This window comes from Paenibacillus sp. 1011MAR3C5, from assembly GCF_003591485.1.
Classification (GTDB): domain Bacteria; phylum Bacillota; class Bacilli; order Paenibacillales; family Paenibacillaceae; genus Pristimantibacillus.
Window position 1 is genome coordinate 61607 of sequence record NZ_QZCF01000004.1, and the last position, 23078, is coordinate 84684.

20 protein-coding genes are annotated in these 23078 nt (G+C 47.7%); 19 read left to right on the forward strand and 1 reads right to left on the reverse strand.

What is annotated here, in order from left to right:
* The first annotated feature begins 237 nt into the window (after positions 1–237).
* The 5 genes from D3P07_RS14055 to D3P07_RS14075 all read left to right on the forward strand — a co-directional run bounded on the left by D3P07_RS14055 (position 238) and on the right by D3P07_RS14075 (position 5092).
* On the forward strand, positions 238–1464 hold the full coding sequence (locus D3P07_RS14055; RefSeq protein ID WP_119800872.1) for an ROK family protein: 1227 nt from the start codon (positions 238–240) through the stop codon (positions 1462–1464).
* An 85-nt stretch (positions 1465–1549) separates the two neighbouring features.
* Positions 1550–2926: an ABC transporter substrate-binding protein gene (locus tag D3P07_RS14060; RefSeq protein ID WP_182914326.1), complete on the forward strand. Its 1377-nt coding sequence runs from the start codon at positions 1550–1552 to the stop codon at positions 2924–2926.
* 81 nt (positions 2927–3007) lie between these two features.
* The gene (locus D3P07_RS14065) at positions 3008–3886 is read left to right on the forward strand and encodes a carbohydrate ABC transporter permease (protein ID WP_119800874.1); all 879 of its coding nucleotides are present in this window, start codon (positions 3008–3010) and stop codon (positions 3884–3886) included.
* Positions 3887–3909: 23 nt separating this feature from the next.
* Positions 3910–4722: a carbohydrate ABC transporter permease gene (locus tag D3P07_RS14070; protein ID WP_119800875.1), complete on the forward strand. Its 813-nt coding sequence runs from the start codon at positions 3910–3912 to the stop codon at positions 4720–4722.
* Positions 4723–4819: 97 nt separating this feature from the next.
* Positions 4820–5092 (forward strand): hypothetical protein, encoded by a 273-nt coding sequence (locus tag D3P07_RS14075; RefSeq protein ID WP_119800876.1) that lies wholly within the window; start codon positions 4820–4822, stop codon positions 5090–5092.
* A gap of 452 nt (positions 5093–5544) precedes the next feature.
* Here D3P07_RS14075 and D3P07_RS27070 read toward each other — a convergent pair whose 3' ends face one another.
* Positions 5545–6480 (reverse strand): toxin Cry1Ac domain D-VI-related protein, encoded by a 936-nt coding sequence (locus D3P07_RS27070; protein ID WP_182914327.1) that lies wholly within the window; start codon positions 6478–6480, stop codon positions 5545–5547.
* Positions 6481–6796: 316 nt separating this feature from the next.
* On the opposite strand from D3P07_RS27070, the gene D3P07_RS14090 reads away from it, so the two are divergent.
* From D3P07_RS14090 to D3P07_RS14155, 14 genes are all read left to right on the forward strand, one after another.
* Entirely contained in the window at positions 6797–7300 is a 504-nt protein-coding gene (locus D3P07_RS14090) for an RNA polymerase sigma factor (protein ID WP_119800878.1), read from the forward strand.
* Complete coding sequence (locus D3P07_RS14095; protein ID WP_119800879.1) at positions 7297–9153, forward strand: PD40 domain-containing protein; 1857 nt, start codon at positions 7297–7299, stop codon at positions 9151–9153. The genes D3P07_RS14090 and D3P07_RS14095 overlap by 4 nt, the downstream gene beginning before the upstream one ends.
* A 286-nt stretch (positions 9154–9439) precedes the next feature.
* A complete protein-coding gene (locus tag D3P07_RS14100; protein ID WP_119800880.1) occupies positions 9440–10615 on the forward strand; it encodes an IS110 family RNA-guided transposase in 1176 nt (391 codons plus the stop codon).
* A gap of 204 nt (positions 10616–10819) precedes the next feature.
* The gene (locus D3P07_RS14105) at positions 10820–11338 is read left to right on the forward strand and encodes a hypothetical protein (protein ID WP_119800881.1); all 519 of its coding nucleotides are present in this window, start codon (positions 10820–10822) and stop codon (positions 11336–11338) included.
* Between the two features lie 89 nt (positions 11339–11427).
* Positions 11428–12612: an NAD(P)/FAD-dependent oxidoreductase gene (locus D3P07_RS14110; RefSeq protein ID WP_119800882.1), complete on the forward strand. Its 1185-nt coding sequence runs from the start codon at positions 11428–11430 to the stop codon at positions 12610–12612.
* Positions 12613–12654: 42 nt separating this feature from the next.
* Positions 12655–13524: an RNA polymerase sigma factor SigJ gene (gene sigJ / locus D3P07_RS14115; RefSeq protein WP_119800883.1), complete on the forward strand. Its 870-nt coding sequence runs from the start codon at positions 12655–12657 to the stop codon at positions 13522–13524.
* A 42-nt stretch (positions 13525–13566) separates the two neighbouring features.
* On the forward strand, positions 13567–14445 hold the full coding sequence (locus D3P07_RS14120; protein WP_119800884.1) for a phosphotransferase family protein: 879 nt from the start codon (positions 13567–13569) through the stop codon (positions 14443–14445).
* 345 nt (positions 14446–14790) lie between these two features.
* Positions 14791–16401, forward strand: a complete 1611-nt coding sequence (locus D3P07_RS14125) for a glycosyl hydrolase family 18 protein (protein WP_119800885.1) — start codon at positions 14791–14793, stop codon at positions 16399–16401.
* A gap of 388 nt (positions 16402–16789) precedes the next feature.
* Entirely contained in the window at positions 16790–17605 is an 816-nt protein-coding gene (locus D3P07_RS14130) for a ribose-phosphate diphosphokinase (RefSeq protein ID WP_119800886.1), read from the forward strand.
* A complete protein-coding gene (locus D3P07_RS14135) occupies positions 17602–19089 on the forward strand; it encodes a nicotinate phosphoribosyltransferase (RefSeq protein WP_119800887.1) in 1488 nt (495 codons plus the stop codon). Before D3P07_RS14130 ends, D3P07_RS14135 begins: the two co-directional genes overlap by 4 nt.
* 29 nt (positions 19090–19118) lie before the next feature.
* Positions 19119–19886 carry an NUDIX domain-containing protein gene (locus D3P07_RS14140; protein WP_119800888.1) on the forward strand — a complete coding sequence of 256 codons (768 nt, stop codon included), beginning with the start codon at positions 19119–19121 and terminating at the stop codon, positions 19884–19886.
* Positions 19887–20155: 269 nt separating this feature from the next.
* Positions 20156–20836 (forward strand): response regulator transcription factor, encoded by a 681-nt coding sequence (locus D3P07_RS14145; RefSeq protein ID WP_119800889.1) that lies wholly within the window; start codon positions 20156–20158, stop codon positions 20834–20836.
* Positions 20833–22590, forward strand: coding sequence for a sensor histidine kinase (locus D3P07_RS14150; protein ID WP_119800890.1), 1758 nt, complete (start codon positions 20833–20835; stop codon positions 22588–22590). The genes D3P07_RS14145 and D3P07_RS14150 overlap by 4 nt, the downstream gene beginning before the upstream one ends.
* Complete coding sequence (locus tag D3P07_RS14155; protein WP_119800891.1) at positions 22583–23047, forward strand: hypothetical protein; 465 nt, start codon at positions 22583–22585, stop codon at positions 23045–23047. Before D3P07_RS14150 ends, D3P07_RS14155 begins: the two co-directional genes overlap by 8 nt.
* The last annotated feature ends 31 nt before the right edge of the window (positions 23048–23078 follow it).

Sequence of the window (23078 nt, forward strand, 5' to 3'; positions counted from 1 at the left end):
ATATCATAAATTATAAAGTTTATCATGTAAACTATATTGGTCGAAAAAATTTAATGAGGGATTCGTTGTTCCCACTTAATTCGACAAAAAACTTGATATAATCACGCAAAAAACGGGGTCAAAGGAGTTGACAACGCTTCCAGTGTGTAATATATTCAAGTTGTCGAAAAGAAAAGAGTTAATCATGTAAATTTTATAAGCCAAAATAGTTTATATAATAAACAGAACGGAGGGCAAATGAAAAGAGCGCAAAATATAGATGAAGTAAAAAGAGCCAACCGAGGGTTGGTACTGAATTTGCTGCTAAGACACCGGCTTATCTCAAGATCGATGCTGGCGGCCAAGAGCGGCTTGAATAAAGCGACCATAACCAATATCGTAAATGAATTTGTCGAGATGGGCGTGGTTAAGGAGCAAGGGCCGATATTATCGGATAATGGGCGCAAAATTACAGGAATAACGCTGACTCTGGATGATGTGGCAACGATGGCTGTAAGGATTAACCGCGATGCCATAGAATTCGCTTTGTGCGATATTCACGCGGCCGTGCTGCATAAAAGCATGGTCGGAATCGATAAGACTACACCTGTAGCTTCCATATTGGCGATTATTTATGAGGGAATAGACCAAATGCTCGCCATGGATGAAGGGAAGAAGGTATTAGGCATCGGAATAGCGATCGTCGGACCGCTTATGACCTTTAATCACACAACGATTGCGAAGGTATATGATATGCCGGAGCTTTCGAAGGTCGATTTCCAAGAGCATATTCAAGCCAAATATCCGCAACTGAGCGTATTTATCGACCATGATGCCAACGTATCTGCATTAAGAGAATGGAGAGACTATGTAGAGGAAACAGGTCTTACCAAAGGCATTATGATGTACCTCAATTTGGGGGATGGGATTGGCGGAGGCATCATTATTGACGGCAATCTAATCCGCGGCAAGAACGGAATCGCGGGTGAGATCGGACATATGGGGATCAACTTTAATGCCAAACGCAATGAATTCAATAAGGTTGGCATCCTGGAGCGGTATGCGGCTCCGATCAATCTAATCCGGTCAGTGGAAGAGAGATTGCATGAGTTTCCTCATTCGCAGCTGCATGAGCGTTCCACAATAAGCGATATTTATCATTATTACGAGAAGGACGATGAGCTGGCCGTATGGGCAGTGAATCAGATGGCTTGGTTTCTTTCCTACGGGATCAAAAATCTGCTGTACATCCTGAACCCGGACACGATTGTTTTCGGCGATATGATTGTCAGTTCGCCCAAATTACTGGCGCAATTAAAGCTTAATTTAAGCTATGACCTGCCGGAAGAAATCGTGGACTCTATTGATATTCGCTTCTCCAGCTATGAAAAGGGGGGCATGTTGGAAGGGGCCGGGTTGATGGTTGTGAAGAAGTATATGGACTCGCTCGACATTATTGATTTCATTGAAACCCACTACGGGTAGTCATGAAAGGGGTGAGAACAGAGACAAGCCGGGGAAGAAACGCATCATGCAGTTGTTCTTATTTCATATAATGGAGGGTCTATGTATGAAGAAACCGTTTAAGTATGCAATTAGTTTGATCTCGATCATTGCTTTGGCAGGAACCCTGTTAGTCGGATGCTCGGGCGGTAACGAGAAAAATGCAAAAGATGATGTAGAGCTGAATATCGCCACCGTAAATAACAATGATATGGTCATTATGGAAGAGATGACTTCTGATTTCACAGCGAAAACAGGCATAAAAGTGAATTATACCGTTCTTTCTGAAAACGAAATTCGTTCTAAAATTACGCAGGATGTTGGTTTAGGCGGCGGACAATATGATCTGTTTACAATCGGTGCTCAGGATTCAGCCGTTTATTTGAACAATGGATGGACGGAGCCGCTGGATGGTTTGCTGAATGGCATGAGCGAGGAGGACAAAAAGAATTATGACCTGGAGGATGTTTTTCCAGTAGTCAGAGACTCGCTGTCTTCTGAATCAAAAGGATTGGGAGCGCTGCCATTCTACGCAGAGACAACTCTGCTATTCTACAACAAAGAGATTTTTGAATCGAAAAACTTGACGATGCCGGAAAATCCAACATGGGACCAAGTGTACGAGCTGGCTGTAGCGGCACAAGACAAGGATAAAGGTATTGCCGGTATTGCGCTAAGAGGCTTGCCTGGCAGCGGACAAAACATGTTTATTTTCAGCTCAATCGCCAATGCGTTTGGGGCGCAATACTACGATATGGACTGGAAGGCGACATTCAACACGCCAGAGATGAAAAACGCCATCGAATTCTATAAGAACATTTTAGCTGATGCGGGACAAGCAGGACCTACCTCGACAGGCTATACAGAAGCGCTGAATCTAATGTCTACTGGAAAAGCGGCAATGTGGTATGACGCCAGCGTATCTGCCGGCACGCTTGCCAACTCCAAGGATTCCTTTGTCACGGGAAAAATCGGCTATGCAATGGCGCCGCTTCAAGTGAAGCAAGATGCCACCAATACCATTGGCGGATGGGGCATCGCAATTAACGCGTCCTCCAAGAAGAAAGAAGCGGCATTCCAATTTCTAACTTGGGCGACAAGCAAGGAGTACATCAACCTGGTAGGCGAGAAGAAGGGCTGGGAAAGCACGCCATCCGGCACCCGCGTATCCACGTATGACAATGAAAATTATAAGCAGGCTAGTGATTTTGCGGATATTACCAAAGAAGCGATCCTGAAGGTGGATTTCTTTAATCCTTCTATCAATAAGACACCGTATACAGGCAATTCCATTCCGAATATGGCTGAATACTCATCGTGGGGCGAACAAATCGCACAATTGCTTGCTTCCTATCTGGTCGGTCAAAAAAATATTGACGCCGTATTGGAAGAAGGGCAAAAGGTATTGACGGATGTAGCTGATGCGGGAGAATATGCGAAGTAAACCATAGAACTTCACTCTCCAAAATTACTGGTACGTGCGAGGTACGTACCAGTAATTTTATTAATAGACAAGAGGAGAAGAATGATGACTACAAAGGGCGATAAGAGCAAATTATTAATTCTTCCGGCACTCATTGTTGTAGGAATTGTAACCCAGATTCCATTTATCCTTACCATTATCTATTCCTTTATTAGCTGGAACGTCAAGAGACCCGATCTGGGCATAAATTTCGCTGGATTCAGCAATTACAAGAAAATATTGACGGATGGCCAGTTCTACCAGGTTATATTCAATTCCTTGCTCATTGTTGTCATTGGTCTAACGATTTGTACGGTGCTTGGCATCTTATTCGGCTTGATGCTCAATCGTGAGTTTAAGGGCGTGAACCTGCTCAGAACGTTATTTGTTATCCCTTATTTTGTGATGGAAGCGGTAGTCGGGATCATATGGAAAACGCTCATGCTGAACCCGTCGCTTGGTCTCAATTATTATATCTCCAATGCGCTGGGGCTAGCGCCCATTGATTTCTTTGGCAAATATGCCTTGCTTACCATCATGTTATTGATTATATGGCAGTGGACTCCGTTCTTCTTCCTTATCATTATGTCCGGGCTTCAGAACATGCCGTCTGAAATTATAGAAAGCGCCAAAATAGACGGGGCTACAGGCTGGAAGCTGTTAATGCACATTCAATTACCGTTAATTAGAGATCACATTAATGTCGCTATGACACTCGGATTAATTAATATTTTGAAGGTTTTTGGATTGATTTATGTCACAACATCCGGTGGTCCGGGCAGCTCGTCAAGCAATTTGCCATACTATTCGTATAAGGCGCTGTTCTATGACTGGAACGTGGGAACCGCCGCAGCAATAGCTGTCGTTACCGTTGCCCTTACGCTTATTGTTGTCCAAAGATTCTATGGCTTTATGAATAAAAACAACTCGAAGAATATATGAACATAGTCTAGGCGGTGAGAAAAATGAGTAGACGATTGAATAGAAATCTGTTGACAACAATGGCGTATGTGATCGTATTATTGTGGCTCTTCCCTATGCTATATATGTTTTTGTCCAGCTTCAAATTTGAAAGCCAGGTTGCCGTTCCATCCTTAGCTTTTACACCGACATTGGACAATTATCGGGCTGTTGTCACTCCCGAATTTTTCAAATATTTATCCAACTCTGTGCAAATTACTTTTGGTACGGTTATCGTATCGGCTGTACTAGGCGTGCTTGCCGCTTATGCGCTAGTCTATTCCGGTATCAAAAAAGCGAATAGTATTTACTTCTGGTTTATTACGACCATCTTTTTGCCGGCGGTAGCCGTGATAACGCCTATCTATATTTTGTTGGCGAAGGCTCATTTGTTGGATACAAAGTTTGCGTTGATTTTGTTGAATACAGGAGCGGGAATTCCTTTGATGATCTGGATGTGTACGACCTACTTTAAGGAGATTCCCGGTGAAATTATAGAGGCGGCTACAATTGACGGCTGCTCGAAGGCGGGTACTTTCTTCAAGATTATGCTGCCGCTTGTGAAGAACGGCATCATCTCATCCGCCCTGCTGGTTTTTGTTGTCACGTGGAATGAGTTTTTCTTTGCCGTAACGGCAACGGCTACCCAATCCGCAACCCTGCCGGTATATATGAGCAAGTTCATGACGCAGCAAGGTTTTTTCTGGGGCAAGATGTCGGCGGCAGGTACGATGGTTGTAATCGTGCCTATTCTAATCGGCTTCTTTACCTATAAGTCATTCGTTAAAGGATTGACGGCGGGTTCGGTTAAAGGGTAGTTCAAATAATTCGAAAGAAGCAGCCATGAAGTGGCTGCTTTTTTTTTGAGAAAGTTGAATAACGATGTTTATTTAGAAGGGAAGGCGATAAAGGCAAATGGAGGATTTTTTGAATGGGCGGAGTAATAAGTTTATAAGACATCTGCAGTTTCAGGATGTAAACCAACTTCGGTTGCTCGAGCAGATAAAGGCTTTACTGCTTGGAAAAGCATCGAATCCAATTGCTGCAATCGAACGATTTATCAAGAAAGAAGCGGGCGCAGGGAAAAAGGTAGAAGTGAACCCGCACGCTTTGACCTATGATAGATATGAGCTGTCTAAGGATGTAAGAGAGGAAATTCTCGAAAGTGCGATAATGCTATTGTCTTGAAAGTCTGGAGATACAAGTAAGAAGATAATGTGGTGCTGGCGATGCAAAAGCGACATGCCTATGCTGGATGAAGAGGAATGTGCCCAAATTGATCGGCTTTTTGGTGATGCTATGAAGAATGATGGGGTGTTTAGAGAAGAGTATGGATTGCCGATGAGTCAGCTTTCTATGGTGAGAGATTCAGTCCCGTTGTTAAGGAATATGAACGGCTGACAGGTGTCGCGGGAATCCATCATAATGCGATCATGCATCATCGAATCTCTTTATTCGGTCCCCCATGCGGGAATTGCGGCAAGCCTCTGCGTACGCCGAATACGAAGCTGTGTGTTAGTTGCGGGCAGGTAAAATATTGAGTGAATTTAGTAGGGGAAACGAGCGATAAGATAATGTACTAACAAAAGCGGCAAACCAGATAGTCTGGATTTGCCGCTTTTCAATGTATCTTTAGAGATCTATTCTGAGGATATTTCGGTGATAGAAACAACCTCTTGGTTCTTTAGCATATTAAACAGCCTTGGTGAAGCATAATACTGCCCGTTATATTCAACCACATCGCCAGACAACAAATTTTTCAGCAGTGTAGCCGGATCTCCAGTACTGTAAGGCACCCACTCTGAAATGTCCACCGATTTCTTCTTGGCTTTCTTGGCCTCCGCTTCAGCTTTAGCCTTGGCTTCCGCCTCCGCCTTTGCTTTCGCTTCAGCCTCGGCTTTTATTTTTGCTTGGAGTAACTCATCGGCACTCTGAACAGAGGCCAGTAGAACGGTTTTGGTTTGTTCTTGTTTAATGCTTGCGACCTTCGCTTTTGCATCGTCGATTTCCTTTTGAGTAAGGGCGTCCTTTATAGCAGATTTTTCAGGCGATGCGAACAGTGCCTCAACGGTCTTGGTTGTCGTTTGAATTTGTTCCATTTGAGCTTCTGCGTCAGTGATCATTATCATCTGCTCGTCTACAAAGGCAGGCTTATCAGCCTTTAATGCATCCAGCTGTTCTTTGAGGAGCGTCAAGTCAGCTGTCTCACTGGCTGCGCCATTGGCATCAAAGATACCCGTAACCTCTAGTTTGAGAGAAAACATCTTTTCAACAAAATCCATATCTAGAGAAGCCTGCTCCAGTAACGCGGCTGCTTCATCGGAAAGTTTTTTTCCTTGATAGCCTTCAAACAATGCGTTTACCGCATTAATTTTTGCATTATCTGTGCTTTCAGCCAGAATTGATTTTTGTGAGTCTTGATAGAGCGAAGTGACTTGAGCTTGAATAGCCGCAAGATCGGCCAAGACAGCAAGCTCTTTTTTCTTTTTGTCGTCGTTCATTTTCCAAATGGTGAAGCCTGCTGCACAAGCTATTAATACAATAGCCGCCAGCGAAATAAGGGTGATCTTTTTCATGTCCAGTCTCCTTAATTATAGTAGATCTCACTGAAACCAGCAGTAGCTAGAAGGAGAGGTTCGACCCTGGACTATCGTTTAACGATAATGGTAGAAAGACCTATCAATCTGAGGCGAAAGTCTTGTTTCTAATGATATCGATATCCTATTATATAATCATTTTTCCTGCTTTGGTAGATCTATCTAATAAAATAGTCGTAGAGGAAGCCATGTCCCCGCAGACCCTTAGCGGTGTCTTTTTTATTATGTTTGGATAGTTAATGATACTTTTTTGAATCGGTCCCGTTAATACTTATGGAAAGGGGAGTGCAAGCAAGTGAGCGATCCATTCGTTGCTGTCTACGACGAGCATTTTGATGATATTTATCGATTTGTGCTTTATAAAACCGGAAACAGATGGGACACGGATGATCTCGTGAGCGAAATATTTCGAAAAGCTTTTCAGCATTATCGAAATCAACAGGTGGATGAGGGGCGAGTGAAGCCGTGGCTGTTCACCATTGCCCGCAACACTGTTATAGATCATTATCGAAAGAAAAAAGAATGGGTATACGGACATGATCCTGAGGTGCTGGGTTACACACAAATAAGTGAACTCATGGAGACAATCAATCTCCAGCATGATTGCTTGAAGAAATCCTTGCTCGCTCTCGCACCGGATGAACGTGAAATGATCAACCTGAAATATATTGCCGGAATGAAATATTCCGAGATAAGCCAAGTGATTGGAAAGGCCGAGCTGTGGCTTAAAACAAAGGTTCAACGGATTAGAAAAAAGATGGCATTGTCGATCAACAAGTGCATGGAGGTATTGAAATGAACGACAAGGAGTTGGATGTGCTCATGGAGGATTTTAAGAGCAAGCTTCCTGTCAATGAGCAATTGAAAGCGGAGCTTCGCCCAACATTTAATCAACGGCCTGTAAGGCTGCGACGTTCTCGCCGTATATGGGCAGGCACCGTCGCTCTAATACTCTGTTTGGTTATTGCAGGGAACATGTGGTTTAACAATAGCTCTGTTCCAAGGGCAGAAGCGGCAACGCTGCATTTTAGCCAATCCTTTTCCTTATTGGAGCAATTAGGAGAGGAGAACAGCTCAGGCATGGCGGAATATGGCGGTATCGTCTACCTTCCGCTTAAGGACAGAGGACTATACGCTTATGATAAGAAGGGTCTCTATCCATTGATTGCCGGCAATATTGAATTTGTTCGGGTATCTCCGAGCGGCAAGGAACTGGTTTATGTAGAGGATGGAAGCTTAAGATTATATGAAATCGATAGCAAAAGCAGTCGCAATCTTCTTATGAGAGCTTCGTCTCAGGAAAGATTGGAGACTCCTGCATGGTCGCCGGACGGCTCCAGGATATTGTTCGTGCAGAAGGAAACGGGGGGGCATGAGGCGAAAAGCCGAATCATAGAGCTTGAGCTTAAGAGTAACTCTGTGAAGGAAATTGCGGTTGGTGAATACCCATCCTATCTGGCTGATCAGAAGTCGATTCTGTTCGAGAACGAAAATAAAATTATAAGTAAAAACTTGGACAATGGACAAGAAAAGGTGCTGGATTCAGGGCGGTATCCGGCTATATCGAATGACGGCGCCTATATAGCTTACGTTAAAACCCAAGGAGAACCTGCGCTTGAGGACATCTGGGTAGCGGATTCCGATTTCAAGACGAGCAAGCAAGTGACTCGCAATAGCTTGGCTGATGCGTGGGACCCTAATACCGGACAGCTTATTAAAGGCAAGCAGCAGCCGCGCTATACCTTTGAAGAACCCGTGTGGAGCAGTGACAGCCGGCAATTATTTGCCTACAAAGTATTTCATACTAATGTAGTCTGGAAAAAGCTGATGCAATTCGAGGTTTCCGACAAAATTGCTAGTCCGGAAGAGGTAGTAGCCGGATCCATTCAAGCGCTAATTTACCGGGATGAAGATTTTGCCCATAGCTTTTTTAGCTATGATCCGGGGTATCTGAAAGGAACAAGCCCTCGCCAGGTTGGATACAGGATTTTAAACAGTGGCCAAGAGAACGGAAAAACATTTGTAGATGCCAATACGTATTTATCTTACTCAGACCCTTATTATGAGATTCAATCCACTCGCTATTGGCTGTCCAAAGGCGATAGGGGGTATTTGATTGATGCTATGGAGGAAATAAACAATCAAGTTATCTCTTTCTCCAATGGGGAGGTTGCTCTAACAGCCGATAATGACGCTTCTCAGTTCAAATTTGCGCTGAAGGACCTGCCAGTTGAAGGGGACTGGACTAATGGGGATATTTACAGCTTGGTGTATGAGGAAACAACAGGGGATGTATACTTTACGCTTAACCGGCAAAAGCAGCAACAGAGTCGAATGGATCTATTGAAATATGAGTCAGACACCAAGAAGTTTGCGGAGATTGCATCGCTCGGAGAGACAGATACGACACATCTCATGATCATGGACTCGGAGCAGAGATATGTGGCAGTAGAGATGTTGATTAATGGGAATGAAGACATCGTTGTATATGATCTGAAGCGTCAAAAGAAACAGGTGCTCTCCGAAGTTGTGCTAGGTGCAAATATAGAATCCGTGCACACCCGATTCTGGATGAATGGACAATTAATATACTTCTCACATATGGAAGGCAGAGATGTATTCCTCCAATATGATCCGGAATCAACGGAATAAACATGATTAAGCACGTTTGTGCAGCCCTCTCTTATTGGAGAGGGCTTTTCGTATTATCAGGTTAGCCAGTTATTACTGGTTGGCCTTTTTTTATGGTCGGTATACGATGGCGGTAGCCGGGAGAACGCAGGGCTTTTAGGGGCTCTGACCCCGTCAAAAAAACTGTTCTCCCACTATCCCCAATGACCATGTTTGAGCTGGTTGAGGCTTTTGACCTCGTATCACAAGCGAAGCTATGGGTTTGGAACCATCGTGGGATTGCCGGCTAAACGAGCAACAGGAGGAGATGACATGGAAGCAAGCAGTAATCGGACTCGATGTAGCTAAAGGAGCGAGTGTATTTCAGGCGTTTGTGAAGCGCAATGAGGTGTACGGAAAACCTGAACAGATCAGCCATACCGAAGACGAGTTCGAGAGACTTGGCGATGTGATTCGCCGACTAGAGGAACTGACAGGGGAACGGCCTGTTGTTGTTCTGGAAGCAACGGGGCACTACCATCGTATTATTGTCGCCTACTTGGAACGTATGGGCATCATGCATTTCATCGTTAATCCGCTCCTATCCAAACGTTCGAAGAGCACACAACTACGCAAAGTAAAGACGGATGCAACGGATGCCTGGCACTTGGCTGAAATGTATTGCCGTGGCGACGTGCAACCACATCGCAGATGGGCGGACAAAATAACGGAGATCCAGCATCTCACACGGCAGCATGAATTTATGACGTCACAATTTGTACAGTCTAAGTTAAATGCGAGGGCACTGTTGGATCAGGCTTGTCCGGCATACGAAGGCGTGTTTCGGGATATGTTTTCCAAAACAGCATTGCAAGTACTGCGTCTTTTGCTTTGTGAGACCAGCGTGACCGAAGAAGTGATTCGGGAAACAGCCGGCTCTTCGCACGGGAAAGCATGGATTCGGGCGAAAGTGGAACGCATTCAAAGTATGCCGACGTTAAGCAAGTCAAGCGCCTCTCAAAGGACAGCATTATTATGCATAGTTGAAGTTCTGCTTGCTCAGCAGGAACAACTCAGTCAATTAGAAAAGAAGATTCAAGAAGAAGCGATGGAAATCCCAGAAATAGAATTATTGAAAACCATACCCGGAATCGGAGATAGGCTAGCGGTCGCATTGTTCGCAGAGATCGGCGATGTTAGTCAGTTCGGGGAACCTAAGCAGCTTGTCGCCTACGCCGGACTGGATCCAACAGTGCATAGCTCTGGTCAGTTTATGGCGACGAGCACCCGTATAACCAAGCGTGGATCTAAGCGGTTACGCAGAGCGCTGTATTTGGCTGTACAGTGCGGAATTAGGGGAAGTACGAATGAAAAATTACGGACGTATTACGATAAAAAAAGAAAAGAGGGCAAGCCCTATAAGGTGACAGTGATTGCTTGCGCCGACAAGCTACTGCATCACATTTATGCCATCTTGAAGAAGGGTACACCCTATACCGTTTAAACCATATTTAACCAACACCCTCCGCGCCAACGGAGGTTATTTGGCGTGTAAAGAGATTATATCAATTTTTCTTCGTAAGACCAAGTCACCAATGCTTGACAAACATTAGCTGGTTTTTAATTATAAGGGATTATGTGGGGGATAATCGGGCTTTATGGTATGGTAGTTATAACGCTTTTTCACTAGATGGAGGGGGTTATGACGATGAAAACCGTATATGTCAACGTGCGTCATTTTCTATTCTGGTATGGCGTTTATGGTTTTTGCGAAAAGAGCTGTAATGATGAGATTTCTTTATATGCTGACAAGGAACGCAACCTCATGCTGGGTTATTTCGATATATCGACGGAGCCCTGTTTAAGGCATATGTTGGAGCATGAGCTTGATCGGGAAGAGGATAGGGAACTCTTTGAGGAGATAGAGACATTTTTGCAAGGTAGCAGCGAAGTAGCCTATTCCTTTATATATCCTCGAGATAAGGGCGATCTCGCCAATCAAGTTGAGCATGATGCACCAGTTAATGAACATGGACATAGGCCGGTATATATCTCCATGTTCTCAAAACATTCTTCGGCATGGGATATACGAGAAATAGAAAAAAGTATATACATACTAAACGAAGATTTCTTGCATTTGGAAATCGGTAGCATTGAATTTCTAGACATTCCAACCCGCGAAGAGACAAAAGCGTCGTTTGAACTGGATTACGAACCTTACATTTAAGAAGAGTCATCCTATTCCTCAAGGCGCCTTTGTCACAAAAATGAATCGTATCTCGTTACATATGCAGCCGATAAAAAGGAGTGGTTGCAATGAACGGGAAAACATGTATCGTCATTGGCGGAGGATATGCTGGCATTCATGCAGTAAAAGCAATTTTGAAAGTATGGAAGGCAGGCGGGGACCAAGGACCGCTAAGGCTTGTTCTGATTGACAAGCAGAGCGAGCACATACGCAAAGTATTGCTTTTTAAGCCTGCTGCAACAGCAGAATCAGTCATTAAAGTGCCTTTCAAGGAGTTATTTCCCGAAGGTGTAAAATTTGTTCAAGGAACCGTTACAGGCATTGATTCGCAGAAGCGAGAGGTGTGGGTACAGGACCTTCAAGGGGGCATTCAGTCGATCAGCTACGATATGCTTGTGGCGGCATTGGGTAGCGTAGTGCGGCAGCCTGCTTCCGAGCAAGGGGGGATCGCGCTGGCTGATCTGGATTCGGCCCGGCGCATTCGCGAGACCTGGCAGCATAATCTGGAGAAGGCGGCCCGGGAGTCTGATTCGCAAGAACGTCAGCGGCTATTGACGATTGCCGTAGCGGGAGCGGGTATAAGCGGAATGGAGACAGCGGCGGAGCTGGCTCATTATGCTCGAGCGGAAGCGCGCAACAGAGGCCTTCTTGAAGACGATGTCCGCATTCATCTCTACAATGCGATCGACCGGCTATTTCCTGAAGGCCCGAAGAAGGTAGGGCAGAAGCTGGAGCGTCATTTGTCGGCGAGCGGGGTTAGCGCGGTACATGGCTGCAAGGTGCTGCAAGAGAAGGAAGGCGTACTGACACTGTCCACCGGTGATACAGCTCGAGCAGGATTATGCATATGGACACTAGGCCTGCTTCCTAATCCGGCACTCCAGGCAATGGGGCTTCCCGTTAATGAGGAAGGATATGTTATGGTAGATCGAAGCTATCGGGTGAATGGCGCGCCAGGGGTATATAGTATTGGCGACTGCGCCCACATCACAGATGCGGCCAGCGGCCGGGCAGACGGGAAAACCTGCAAGGAAGCTATCGCACAAGCTGTAAGGCTTGGACGAATTATTGTCGCGGATTTGGAGGGTCGCCGGGCTCCCGAGCATGAGTCGTATATGGATTCCTTCTGCTTTGGCCTTGGACCGGAGCAAGGAATGGCTTGGACGCGCAAGTGGGGGATTGATTTTGTGATTACGGGCAAGCTGGGCTGGGCTCTAAGGAAGTTTACATGGGATTCGGCGAGCTTCCAATAGCTATAGCAGCGGCAGAACGGATAATAGAATGGATGTGACGGCATGCAAAAGCTATACGAGCAATATAGAAGACTGTTATTTGCACTTGCTTATCAGATGACAGGCTCCGTCTCCGATGCAGAGGATGTGGTTCAGGATGTTTTTCTGAAGGCGTATGCTGCAGGAGTGCTCGATGATCTAGACAATCCTAAGGCCTATCTATGCCGGATGGCATCCAATCGCTGCCGGGATGTGCTAAGGTCAGCACGGAAGAAGCGGGAACAATATTTTGGGCCGTGGCTTCCCGAGCCGGTTCTCGCATCTTATGAGTCAATCGACGACTCTATCCTTCAGCATGAGCTGCTGTCGTATGGGATGCTGGTTCTGCTGGAGCGGCTGTCTCCCTCCGAGCGTGCGGTGTTCGTGCTGAGGGAAGCGCTTGGCTTCTCCTATGCAGATATTGCGTCGATGATCGAGATGAGCGAAGCGAATTGCCGCAAGCTGCTCAGCCGTGCAAGGACGAAGATGGGAGTATCAGGAGTTTCAGCAGAGGAGCTTGCTCCGGTTGAAGGCGCGAGTGAAGAGTGGATCGCCCGCTTCCTCATGGCGCTTCAGCAGAATCATGTGGAGAAGGTGACGGCTATGCTGGCTGAAGATGTGACCCTCATATCCGATGGGGGCGGGAAAGCGGTGGCGGCTGTACATCCAATTGAATCAAGCGAGCGCGTCATGCGGTTTTTGGCTGGACTTATCCGCAGTATGCAGGTGGAGGAAGGGCGCGCGCAGCTGGCGATGGAACGAATAAACGGGCAGGCCGGACTGGTCATTCGATCTGGCGATAGGGTGGAGACGGTCGTGCTGCTGGATATGCGGGAAGATCGTATCCAGCATATTTACTTCGTGAGAAATCCAGACAAATTGGCACGAATCTGAGCGGCGTCAGCCGGTTTAAAATCGTCACTAGGAGGGTTTCACATGGGTGTTGCATTAGCGGCAGTGGATTGGGTAGAGAAGACGAGGCAACTGGAAAGCCTATTGGGGCAAAGTGACACCCTTACAACATCTCCTATGAAACAGGGCTTCGAAGCTGAAGTCGTAAGACTTCATTCCAATGCGTACGGCAGCTATATCCTGAAAATTTGGAATAAGCACTCCAGGCCTGATGTGTCGGTTCAATACCGGCTGTTGAGCGTTTTATTCGAGCGCGGAATATCTGTGCCCCGGCCACTGGGTTGGGGCAGAATGCCGAGCGGGGCGCATGCGCTGCTCACCGCTTATGATGGCATATCTGTTGATCCGTTGCAGCCAGAGAAGATGCAGGCGATTGCCAGTCTTCTCGCACAGCTGCATCAGCTTAATCCGAACGACATAGAAGGGTTGAATCTGCCACAATATGATTTTGTCGGCTATCACTTTCAAGGCTTGGATGCGCAACCCGATATTGCTTCGGCGCTTCGATTTATCCTGCCAAAAGTTCAAATCAAGCAAGAACGAATTATTCATGGAGATTTTCATCCGGAAAATATAGTGGAGGACGGGGAGCGCTACACGGTCATAGACTGGACAAACGCACAATTGGGAGATCCCAGATATGACTTTGCCTGGTCTTATTTTTTACTTCGGCTCTATCTGACAGAGCAGCACGCCAATCATTTTCGTTCGGCTTATAGCAAGGTAGCGCATGAAATGCAGCAGCAGGAGCTTGATCTTTATGAAGCGCTGAGCATCCTTAGATGGATGCTATTGAATCGCAACGGTCATGTTTTGGCCAAGCCTGAAGTGTTGGAGCACTTAAGCAGGATGATAGCCAGTCATGCAGTCTTGAAGGAGTTTGAGTTTTATACAAGCGAATAGAGCTCCTTATAGGGGCTTGTCCAATTTCCTTTGCCAATCCCGAATGTTCCTCCATGAGATCAGTTTAATTTCCTCGCGCCGCAGCAGCTCTTTAATATCAGGATCCTTAAGCTTCATTAAATGCGTGTCAAAGCAAACAAAGGGCGCAACACTTCGCAGTGTCGCGCCCTATTTTATTTAGATATGTTGTGCTTTCAGGTAATATACACCGGAGTATTGGGGTGTCAATGTCCCGTACTCTATTAATTTGTCCAATCCTGTAACTACTTAGAATGGACTTGCGTCTATTACATGACAGTGAATAGGCTCGATAGATTTTAGAATGATAGGGAGGAACGGGATTACATGTTCAAAAAAACAGCGTTATGGACCATGGCGCTTGTACTGTTATGGGCTAATAGCGTACTCGCGTACAATGTTCAGCTTCTGCCGTTTAAGGATGAGGAAAATGATTACGCCAGAGAGCCGATCTACACCCTGTCGGCGTTGGGTATTATTAATGGCTACGAGGATCGGACCTACCGTCCGAATGTGGATCTTTCAAGGGAAGCATTTGTAAAGCTGCTGGTGATGGCCAGTCAGTTGGAGACGGATGCTCCTGCAGGCAAGCTGCCGAAGGATGTAGCGAAGGATCGCTGGTCCGCCTCATACATTTCGGCAGCGCTTGAGCGTGAGTGGCTTGGCGGTCTGCTGGACGAGAAGGGAGCATTTCTTCCGGCACAGACGATTACCAGACAAGAAGTGGCGATGCTGGTTGGCCAGTCGCTGCTGGATGCCGAGAAGCCGGAGACGCGCGAGAAGTGGTTATCTACGGATTGGAAGAAGGAGCGGGACGCTCGCAGCTTTAAGGATCGGGAAGCTATAAGCGAGACCATGCGGCCTTATGTCTATTATGCGGCTCATCGCGGCATTATGGAGGGTGACGCTGCGGGCTTTAAGCCTGGGGAGCCGCTGATCCGCAAGCAAGCTGCGGCGGTGATTTATCGCTTGATCGACAAGCGTGTATCGGAGCAAAAGATCGATTTTACAGGCTATTATGCACTTCTATCCTATCCGGCGATTCAGCATATGGATAAGCTTGGGGATGTTATTCTCGGCTGGTCGAATCTGGAGTATAGCGGTTCGGGAGCTGCCAGGCTGAATACCGGAACGACGGAGTACCGCATACCGAAAGGGTATGAGGAAGTACTGGACAAGGCCGATCAGGCGGGGCTTGGCAAGGAACTGATGGTGTTTTACAATCATGCGAATTTGAAGGAATTTCTGAAGGACAAGCCTGCGCAGACCGCTTTTATTGAATCTCTGCTGACTACGCTTAACAATCCAACCAACTCGTTCACCGGAGTGAGCATTGATTTTGAGGGGCTGAAGGAAGCGGGCAGCGCTGCAGATTTTGTTGCATTTCTGCAAGAAGTGAAGGAGCAGATGGGATCGTCGTACACATTGTCCGTTGCGGTTCCGCCGACCCATTACTACATGGGCTATGATCTGGCTGCGATCGGCAAGCTGGCGGATACGGTCATTCTAATGGCTTATGATTTCACGCATAGCGAGAGCAAGCTTCCTTCAGCACCGCTGCAGCTTGTGAATGATACAGTTCAGACCGCGCTGCAATCGATCCCGAAGGAGAAGCTGGTCATGGGGATTTCGAAGCAGGCCAATCAGTGGATGACAGCGGACGGCGTAACTTCCAACGTATTAAAACCGTCCATTGAAGACGTAGAAAAGCGTCTGGCGATGCCTGGTGTGAAGAGCGAATGGATGATGCCGCATTTATTGAACCAGATTACCTTTGCAGATGAGCGAGGCACTCATTTAATCTATTATGAAAACACACAAAGCATTGCCAAAAAAGTATGGCTGGCCAAATTCTATGGGCTGAAGGGTGTCTCCTTATGGCATATGGGCCATTATACAGCCTCTGACTGGAAGCTGGTGGGCGAGCAGGCTCGCTGATAAGGCGGGATAGTCTTGCGCATGTAGGTACTAGTTGATTAAGGAATCCCTTCAACATGACAGTGGAGACAAAGTTGTGATTGTCCAAAGAGGTATATGGGTTTTAAATGTACGTGGTAGAAACAAACGGAGCAAGACCTATCCTGGAGAAGCGTCAGCGTTCGCATTTGTATCCGGATTCCCCCCTTTGATGATATTCAAGGAATCTGGATACAACAGCGATCGGAAGGATAGGTCTTGCGCAGTTTGTATTCCAGCCATGTAAGTTGAACGAATCTTGGGCATTACCTTGAAAAAAACCTATTGACAACCTTTAATAATGTCATTATGATAATATCAAGATGAAGTTATTAATTAAGATCAAACCAACGGCAGGAGCGTGATCAACATGATCGCATTAAATGGAGAGCAGCTGACGTTCATGACTTACCCGAACGGTGAAACCCGGGTGGACGGGGAGCATATATTGAAGCTTGCAGAGTCTGAGAATCGGATCAGCTTCAAATACGAGACCGACGGCGATTTGCTGAAGCTGCTGTTCGTGAAGAGCTTTCTCGATGATCATCGTTACAAGGCATCGCTCATAATCAGCTATATGCCTTACAGCCGAATGGACCGGGTCGAAGGAAGCTCCGTTTTCACCTTGAAATATACAGCTCATATGATTAATGCCATGAACTTTGAGCGTGTCACCATTATCGAGCCGCATTCGGATGTCTCCACGGCGCTCATTCATCGCAGTGAAGCTATCTATCCTACAGGTGATTTGCTCCAGCAAGTGATGGAGGAGACGGGTTTCCAGACGGGCAGGGACTATCTGTTTTTCCCGGATGCGGGAGCGCAGAAGCGGTACGGCAAGCTGGGCGGCTACAGACAGCTGGTAGGATTTAAGAAGAGAAATTTCGAGACGGGGCAGATCGAGCATCTGGATGTTGTCGGAACAGTCGGGGAGACAGGGTTCAAAGCCATTATTGTAGATGATTTATGCTCTTACGGCGGTACGTTTCTGCTAAGCGCAGAACGGCTGCGCGAGCTCGGCGCTTCGGAAGTATATCTATTAGTCAGTCATTGCGAGGATTCGATCTACAAGGGTAAGCTTCCCGCATCCGGCTTAATCGACCGGGTGTATACGACAGACACCATTCTTAGCCAGACCGGCACGGACCTAATCAAAATGTTCCCAATCGGAGGTATGTACAAATGAGCAACACTTACGTATACCCAGCCACGCTGCTTTGTGATTTCTATAAAGTAAGCCATAAAAACCAATATCCAAAAGACACGGAGCTCGTATATTCGACTTGGACGGCGAGAACGAGCCGCTTGGCCGGTATTGATCATGTCGTAGCCTTCGGGTTCCAAGCCTTTATCAAAGATTATCTGATCGAGTACTTTAATCATCATTTTTTCAACCGGACCCAAGATGAAGTGGTGCGCGAATATAAGCGGATCATTCAGTTTACGCTAGGTGCTGCCGATCCTGATGCCGCTCATATTGCTCAGCTTCATGAACTGGGTTACTTGCCGATTCGCATCAAAGCGGTCAAGGAAGGCAGCCTGGTGCCGATCAAAGTGCCGATGCTGACAATCGAGAATACGAAGCCGGAGTTCTTCTGGCTGACGAACTATCTGGAAACCTTAATGTCGTGCCAGCTTTGGCTGCCGACGAACAGCGCTACACTTGCATTCGAATACCGCCAAATTCTCCAGGACTATGCGCTTCGCACGAATGGAGATACAGCAGGCGTTCCGTTCCAGGGACATGACTTCTCGATGCGCGGCATGGGCTCGCTGGAAGCAGCGAAGGGCAGCGGCGCCGGACATCTCTTGTCGTTCACCGGCACGGATACGATCCCGGCCATTCTGTATCTTGAGGACCATTATCATGCTAATATGGAGACAGAGCTGATCGGCACGTCGATTCCGGCTACCGAGCATAGCGTCATGTGCGCGCATGGCCGCGATGAGATGGCCTCGTACCGATACTTGATCAAGGAAGTGTATCCAAGCGGATTCGTATCGATCGTATCGGATACATGGGATTTGTGGAGCGTGCTGGATGTCGTCATTCGCGGGCTTAAGGAAGATATCCTGAGTCGGGATGGCAGGGTTGTCATCCGGCCTGACAGCGGTGATCCCGTCCTCATTCTGTGCGGCGATCCTGACTCGGAGCATCCGTTTGCGCGCAAAGGGGTCATTGAGATTCTGTGGGACATCTTTGGCGGAACGATTACCGAGCGCGGCTACAAGCAGCTGGATAGCCACATCGGAGCGATCTATGGCGATGCGATCACGCTGGACCGCTGCCGGGAGATTTGCGAGAAGCTGGCCGAGAAAGGCTTTGCTTCGACGAACATGGTGTACGGCATCGGTTCGTTTACGTACCAATATAATACGCGAGATACGTTCGGATTTGCGCTAAAGTCGACGTTTACGGTGGTGGACGGCGAAGAACGCAAAATTTACAAGGACCCGGCAACCGACACGAACAAGATGAAGAAATCGCAAACGGGCTTGGTCCGGGTCATCGAGCAGGACGGAATAATGACCTTCATCGATAACCTTAGCATGGAGCAGTATAATCAGTTTGAAGGAACGGATTTGCTGGAGGATGTATTTGTAGACGGGAAGCTGGTTCGTACGCATACGTTAGCCGATATACGTGCCCGATTGCTGGCGAATTTGTAATCCCAACCTTATCTATAGCAGGAGACTGAATGATGAACAAACATACTATTCCGTATTCGACCAAAGAATACCGCACACCGGATGGAGCGCCGACTGATATTGTCGTCTTTACCATTACGTCGACCGAGAAGGCAGGGGCCAAGAAGTCCCTGCCGATTCGCGCGCTGGAAGTGATGCTGATCAAGCGGAAGAAATGGCCGTTCGAAGGCCAGTGGGCATTGCCGGGCGGCTTCACGAAGGAGACGGAGACGGTGGTGCAATGCGCTGAGCGGGAGCTTATGGAGGAGACAGGCGTATCCGGCGTTCATCTGGAATACTTCAACGTATACAGCTCACCGGGACGAGACCCCCGCGGCTGGATGATCTCCCACGCGTTTTTTGCGCTGGTGCAGGAGGCGTATGTCGCAAGCAGAAGAACGTCAGACGAGGCGGCGGATGTCCGGTTGATTCCGGTAGAAGAAGCTCTGGTGATGGATCTTGCCTTTGATCACCGCGCCATCCTCGCGGATGCGCTGGACAAGATTCGGCTGCATATGATGACGACAACCATTGCCAAGGAATTTCTTCCGGAGCGCTTCACGATGAGCGAGCTGTATCAGGTCATACAGACCGTCATGCCATCGTTTCAGGAACGCAACTTCATTCGCAAGATTACGTCGACTCAAAGCCGAAAGGGGATTATTGAGGAGGTCCGGGATGCGGAGGGACAACCGCTTATGTCCAACCAATATTCCCAGCGTCCGGCACAGCTGTACCGGTTCACGGACTACACGCCGGAGTTATCCATTTACGGTTGAGTGAAATGTATATGAGGTCTTCAACCTTTCATAAACAGGCGGCTGCTAGCCGCCGTTGCTACTATACTCTCATCCGAGAGTCTTTTTTATTTGCCGGCCTAAGACACACGTTGTACACAGAACTTCGTTATAGTACGTCTTAGGGAAACGGAGGTGCAGGATCATGGCGTAGCACCGGATGCCGAAGCAAGGTAAGGTTTATATCAGGGTTTCAATAAGGCAACAATGAGGATAAACAAATAGAAAAAGGTTAGATATGGAGTCTTGGCATGAATCGAACGATATTGCTGGTTGAAGACGATGCGCTCATGCGTGAATTTATGACCGATTATTTCAAAAGAGAACAGTGGGACGTGCTGGAGGCGGAGAACGGCAAGGTAGCCATGGAGCTGTTCGAGACGAGCCGGGTTGATCTGGTTGTACTCGATATTATGATGCCAGAGATGGACGGCTGGAGCGTATGCAGGCGAATCCGCGAGCAGTCCGATGTGCCGATTATGATTATGACGGCAAGAACGGATGATGATGATCAATTGCTTGGCTTCGAGCTGGGCGCTGATGAATACGTCATGAAGCCGCTAAGCCCGCGCGTCTTGGTGGCACGCGCCACCGCATTGATGAAGCGGACGGAGGGAACGGTCGGCCGAGACGGCGACACGCTGATCTTCGGAGGGATAGCCGTGAACAGAAAGTCACAAACGGTAACCGTAGAGGGAGAGCTTGTGAACCTGGCTCCGAAGGAATATGAGCTGCTGCTATTTCTGATGAAGCATGCAGGAAAAGTGCTATCCCGTGATTATATTCTGAATGCGGTCTGGGGCTACGACTACTTGGGAGACCTGCGAACTGTGGATACCCATGTCAAGAAGCTGAGAGCCAAGCTAGGCAAGGAAAGCCGCTATATTGGCACAGTTGTCCGGTCGGGCTATAAGTTTGGGACAGAAGGATGAGAAACTGCAGCGTCGCGTTTAAGCTGTTTGTCGTCACTTCATTATTGGTCTTATTCGTCTTCTTGGTCGTCATGGTGGCGGAAGGACTGTTTTTCGAGCGTTATTACCGGCTTACCAAAATACACAAGCTGGAGCAAAGCATCGGGCAATTTGCGGACCGGTACACGACGGAGCAGCCTAATGGCAAAGAATTGGCCAGATTGCTTGGCGTCTTCATGAACGAGCAGGATGCGAGCTTTTCGATTCTGAACGGCCGGCTGGAGCGATTAAATCTGAATCCGTATTTCCTGGAGATGCATACCGATAACGGGCAAATCATGACCATTGTCATTCCAAGGGGAGGTATGACTCGCGAGAGTATTCCGCAGGGTTTGCAGGCCGGAGATCGGTTGACCATTGATGGGATCTTCATGGATGAGCAGGATACAGTGATGCAGCCTTATACCATTCTGCCGGAGGGTGCCTCCCCCGAAACGGGGTTGGTGAGAGTCAGCGGGACCATTGCCGAATTTCTGTTGCCTGAGCAGCGATCGTACAATCCCTATTATCAGGATGCCTTGATCGATGATGTGCTGAGAGAGTGGAGCGGGATGAATGAATCGTACCTGTCAGGCTTGAGACCGAAGGGGAAACTCAAGACGGAATGGGTGGATAAGTGGAGCGGAATCCGCTACGTCATACTAGTGCACAGCTTGCCGGGCAGTCAAGGGGAACGCTATGTCATGGTTATGACCTCGCTACAGCCGGTCGGGGAAGCAGTCGGCATTCTGAAGCAATATTCCGCCTTTGTGGCGCCGATTATCATTCTGCTTGTGCTCCTGCTGTCGCTGGTTTATTCCCGCATGGTTTCACGCCCGCTCATTCAGCTCAGCCGTTCGGCGAAGAGGCTGGCAAGATTGGATTTCTCTGGGCAGCCTGATATCCGGTCGAAGGATGAATTCGGGGAGCTGTCGCGCGATATGATTGCGATGTCCACCAATCTGGATGCCGCTCTCAAGGAGCTGACCGCTGCCAATGCCAAGCTGTATAAGGATATGCAGGAGAAGGAGCGGACCGAGCAGCTCCGCAAAGAGCTGATCGCGAATATATCCCATGAGTTGAAGACACCGCTCAGCAATGTGAAAGGTTTTGCCGAAGGGCTGCAAGACGGCATAGCGGAGGAAAAACGCGAGCGTTACCTTGCCCTTATCGCAAGCGAAGCCGATCGCATGAATACGCTCATAGGAGACATGCTCGAATTGTCCAAATTTGAGCTAAAGGCCGTTCGCTTGAATGTTAGAAGCTGCTCTCTTCGGGATATCATTAAGGATGCGCTTGATTCCTTCTCTCACCAGATGGAGAGCAAGGGGCTGACATATAAGCTGAACCTTGAGGGTCAGGGTGAACAGCTTGTACAAGCTGATACGGCCAAGCTGGAGCAAGTTGTATTGAATTTATTAAGTAATGCGGTTCGCCATGCCACGGCGAATAGCGTGATTGACATCATGGTGGAGCGGCGGCTTGACGGCCGGCTTCGCATAACGATCGAGAATGCCGGATTGCCTATCGCCGAAGAAGATCTGGACCGAATTTGGGAGCACTTCTACCGGGTGGAGCGGTCTCGGGACCGCAGGTCTGGCGGGACGGGTCTTGGACTGGCCATTGTGAAACATATTTTGGAGCTGCACGGAAGCGAGTATGGCGTAAGGAATACATCCCGCGGTGTCGCATTTTATTTCACATTATTAGAAAGCAGAGGGAACAATCATGAATAAAAAAACAGCTGTTTATTTAGTCGCTGCACTAGCTGCGATGACACTGGCGTTGAGCGCTTGCGGAGCCGCAACGAACAACCAAGGCGCAAGCCCTTCGAGTCCTGCGTCTGGAGGCGTTACATCGCAGCCGGATCAGGAAATTTTGATTGTCATTGACCAGACCGACAAGCCGGTTGAAGGGAATATGTTTGACTTTGCAATCAACAAAGCGCCGGAAGGCTTTCAACTGAAGGCGATGGAGTGGAAATCGGACAAGAGCCATATTAAAAATACGGTAGCGGAAGCAGCCGAGCATGGCGGAAATGGCGAAGACGGCTTCTATATTAGCGGAAACGGACAATTTTCCGGCTTTATCTATCCGGATTCTATGAAAGGCGAGGAGGGAGAAGTGATCTTCACCTTCACCAATGAAAAGGGGCAGGAGCTGACGTGGAAGAAGAACATTACGCTGAAGTAATGCGCCGCCGCAAGAAACAAACTGCAGCGTT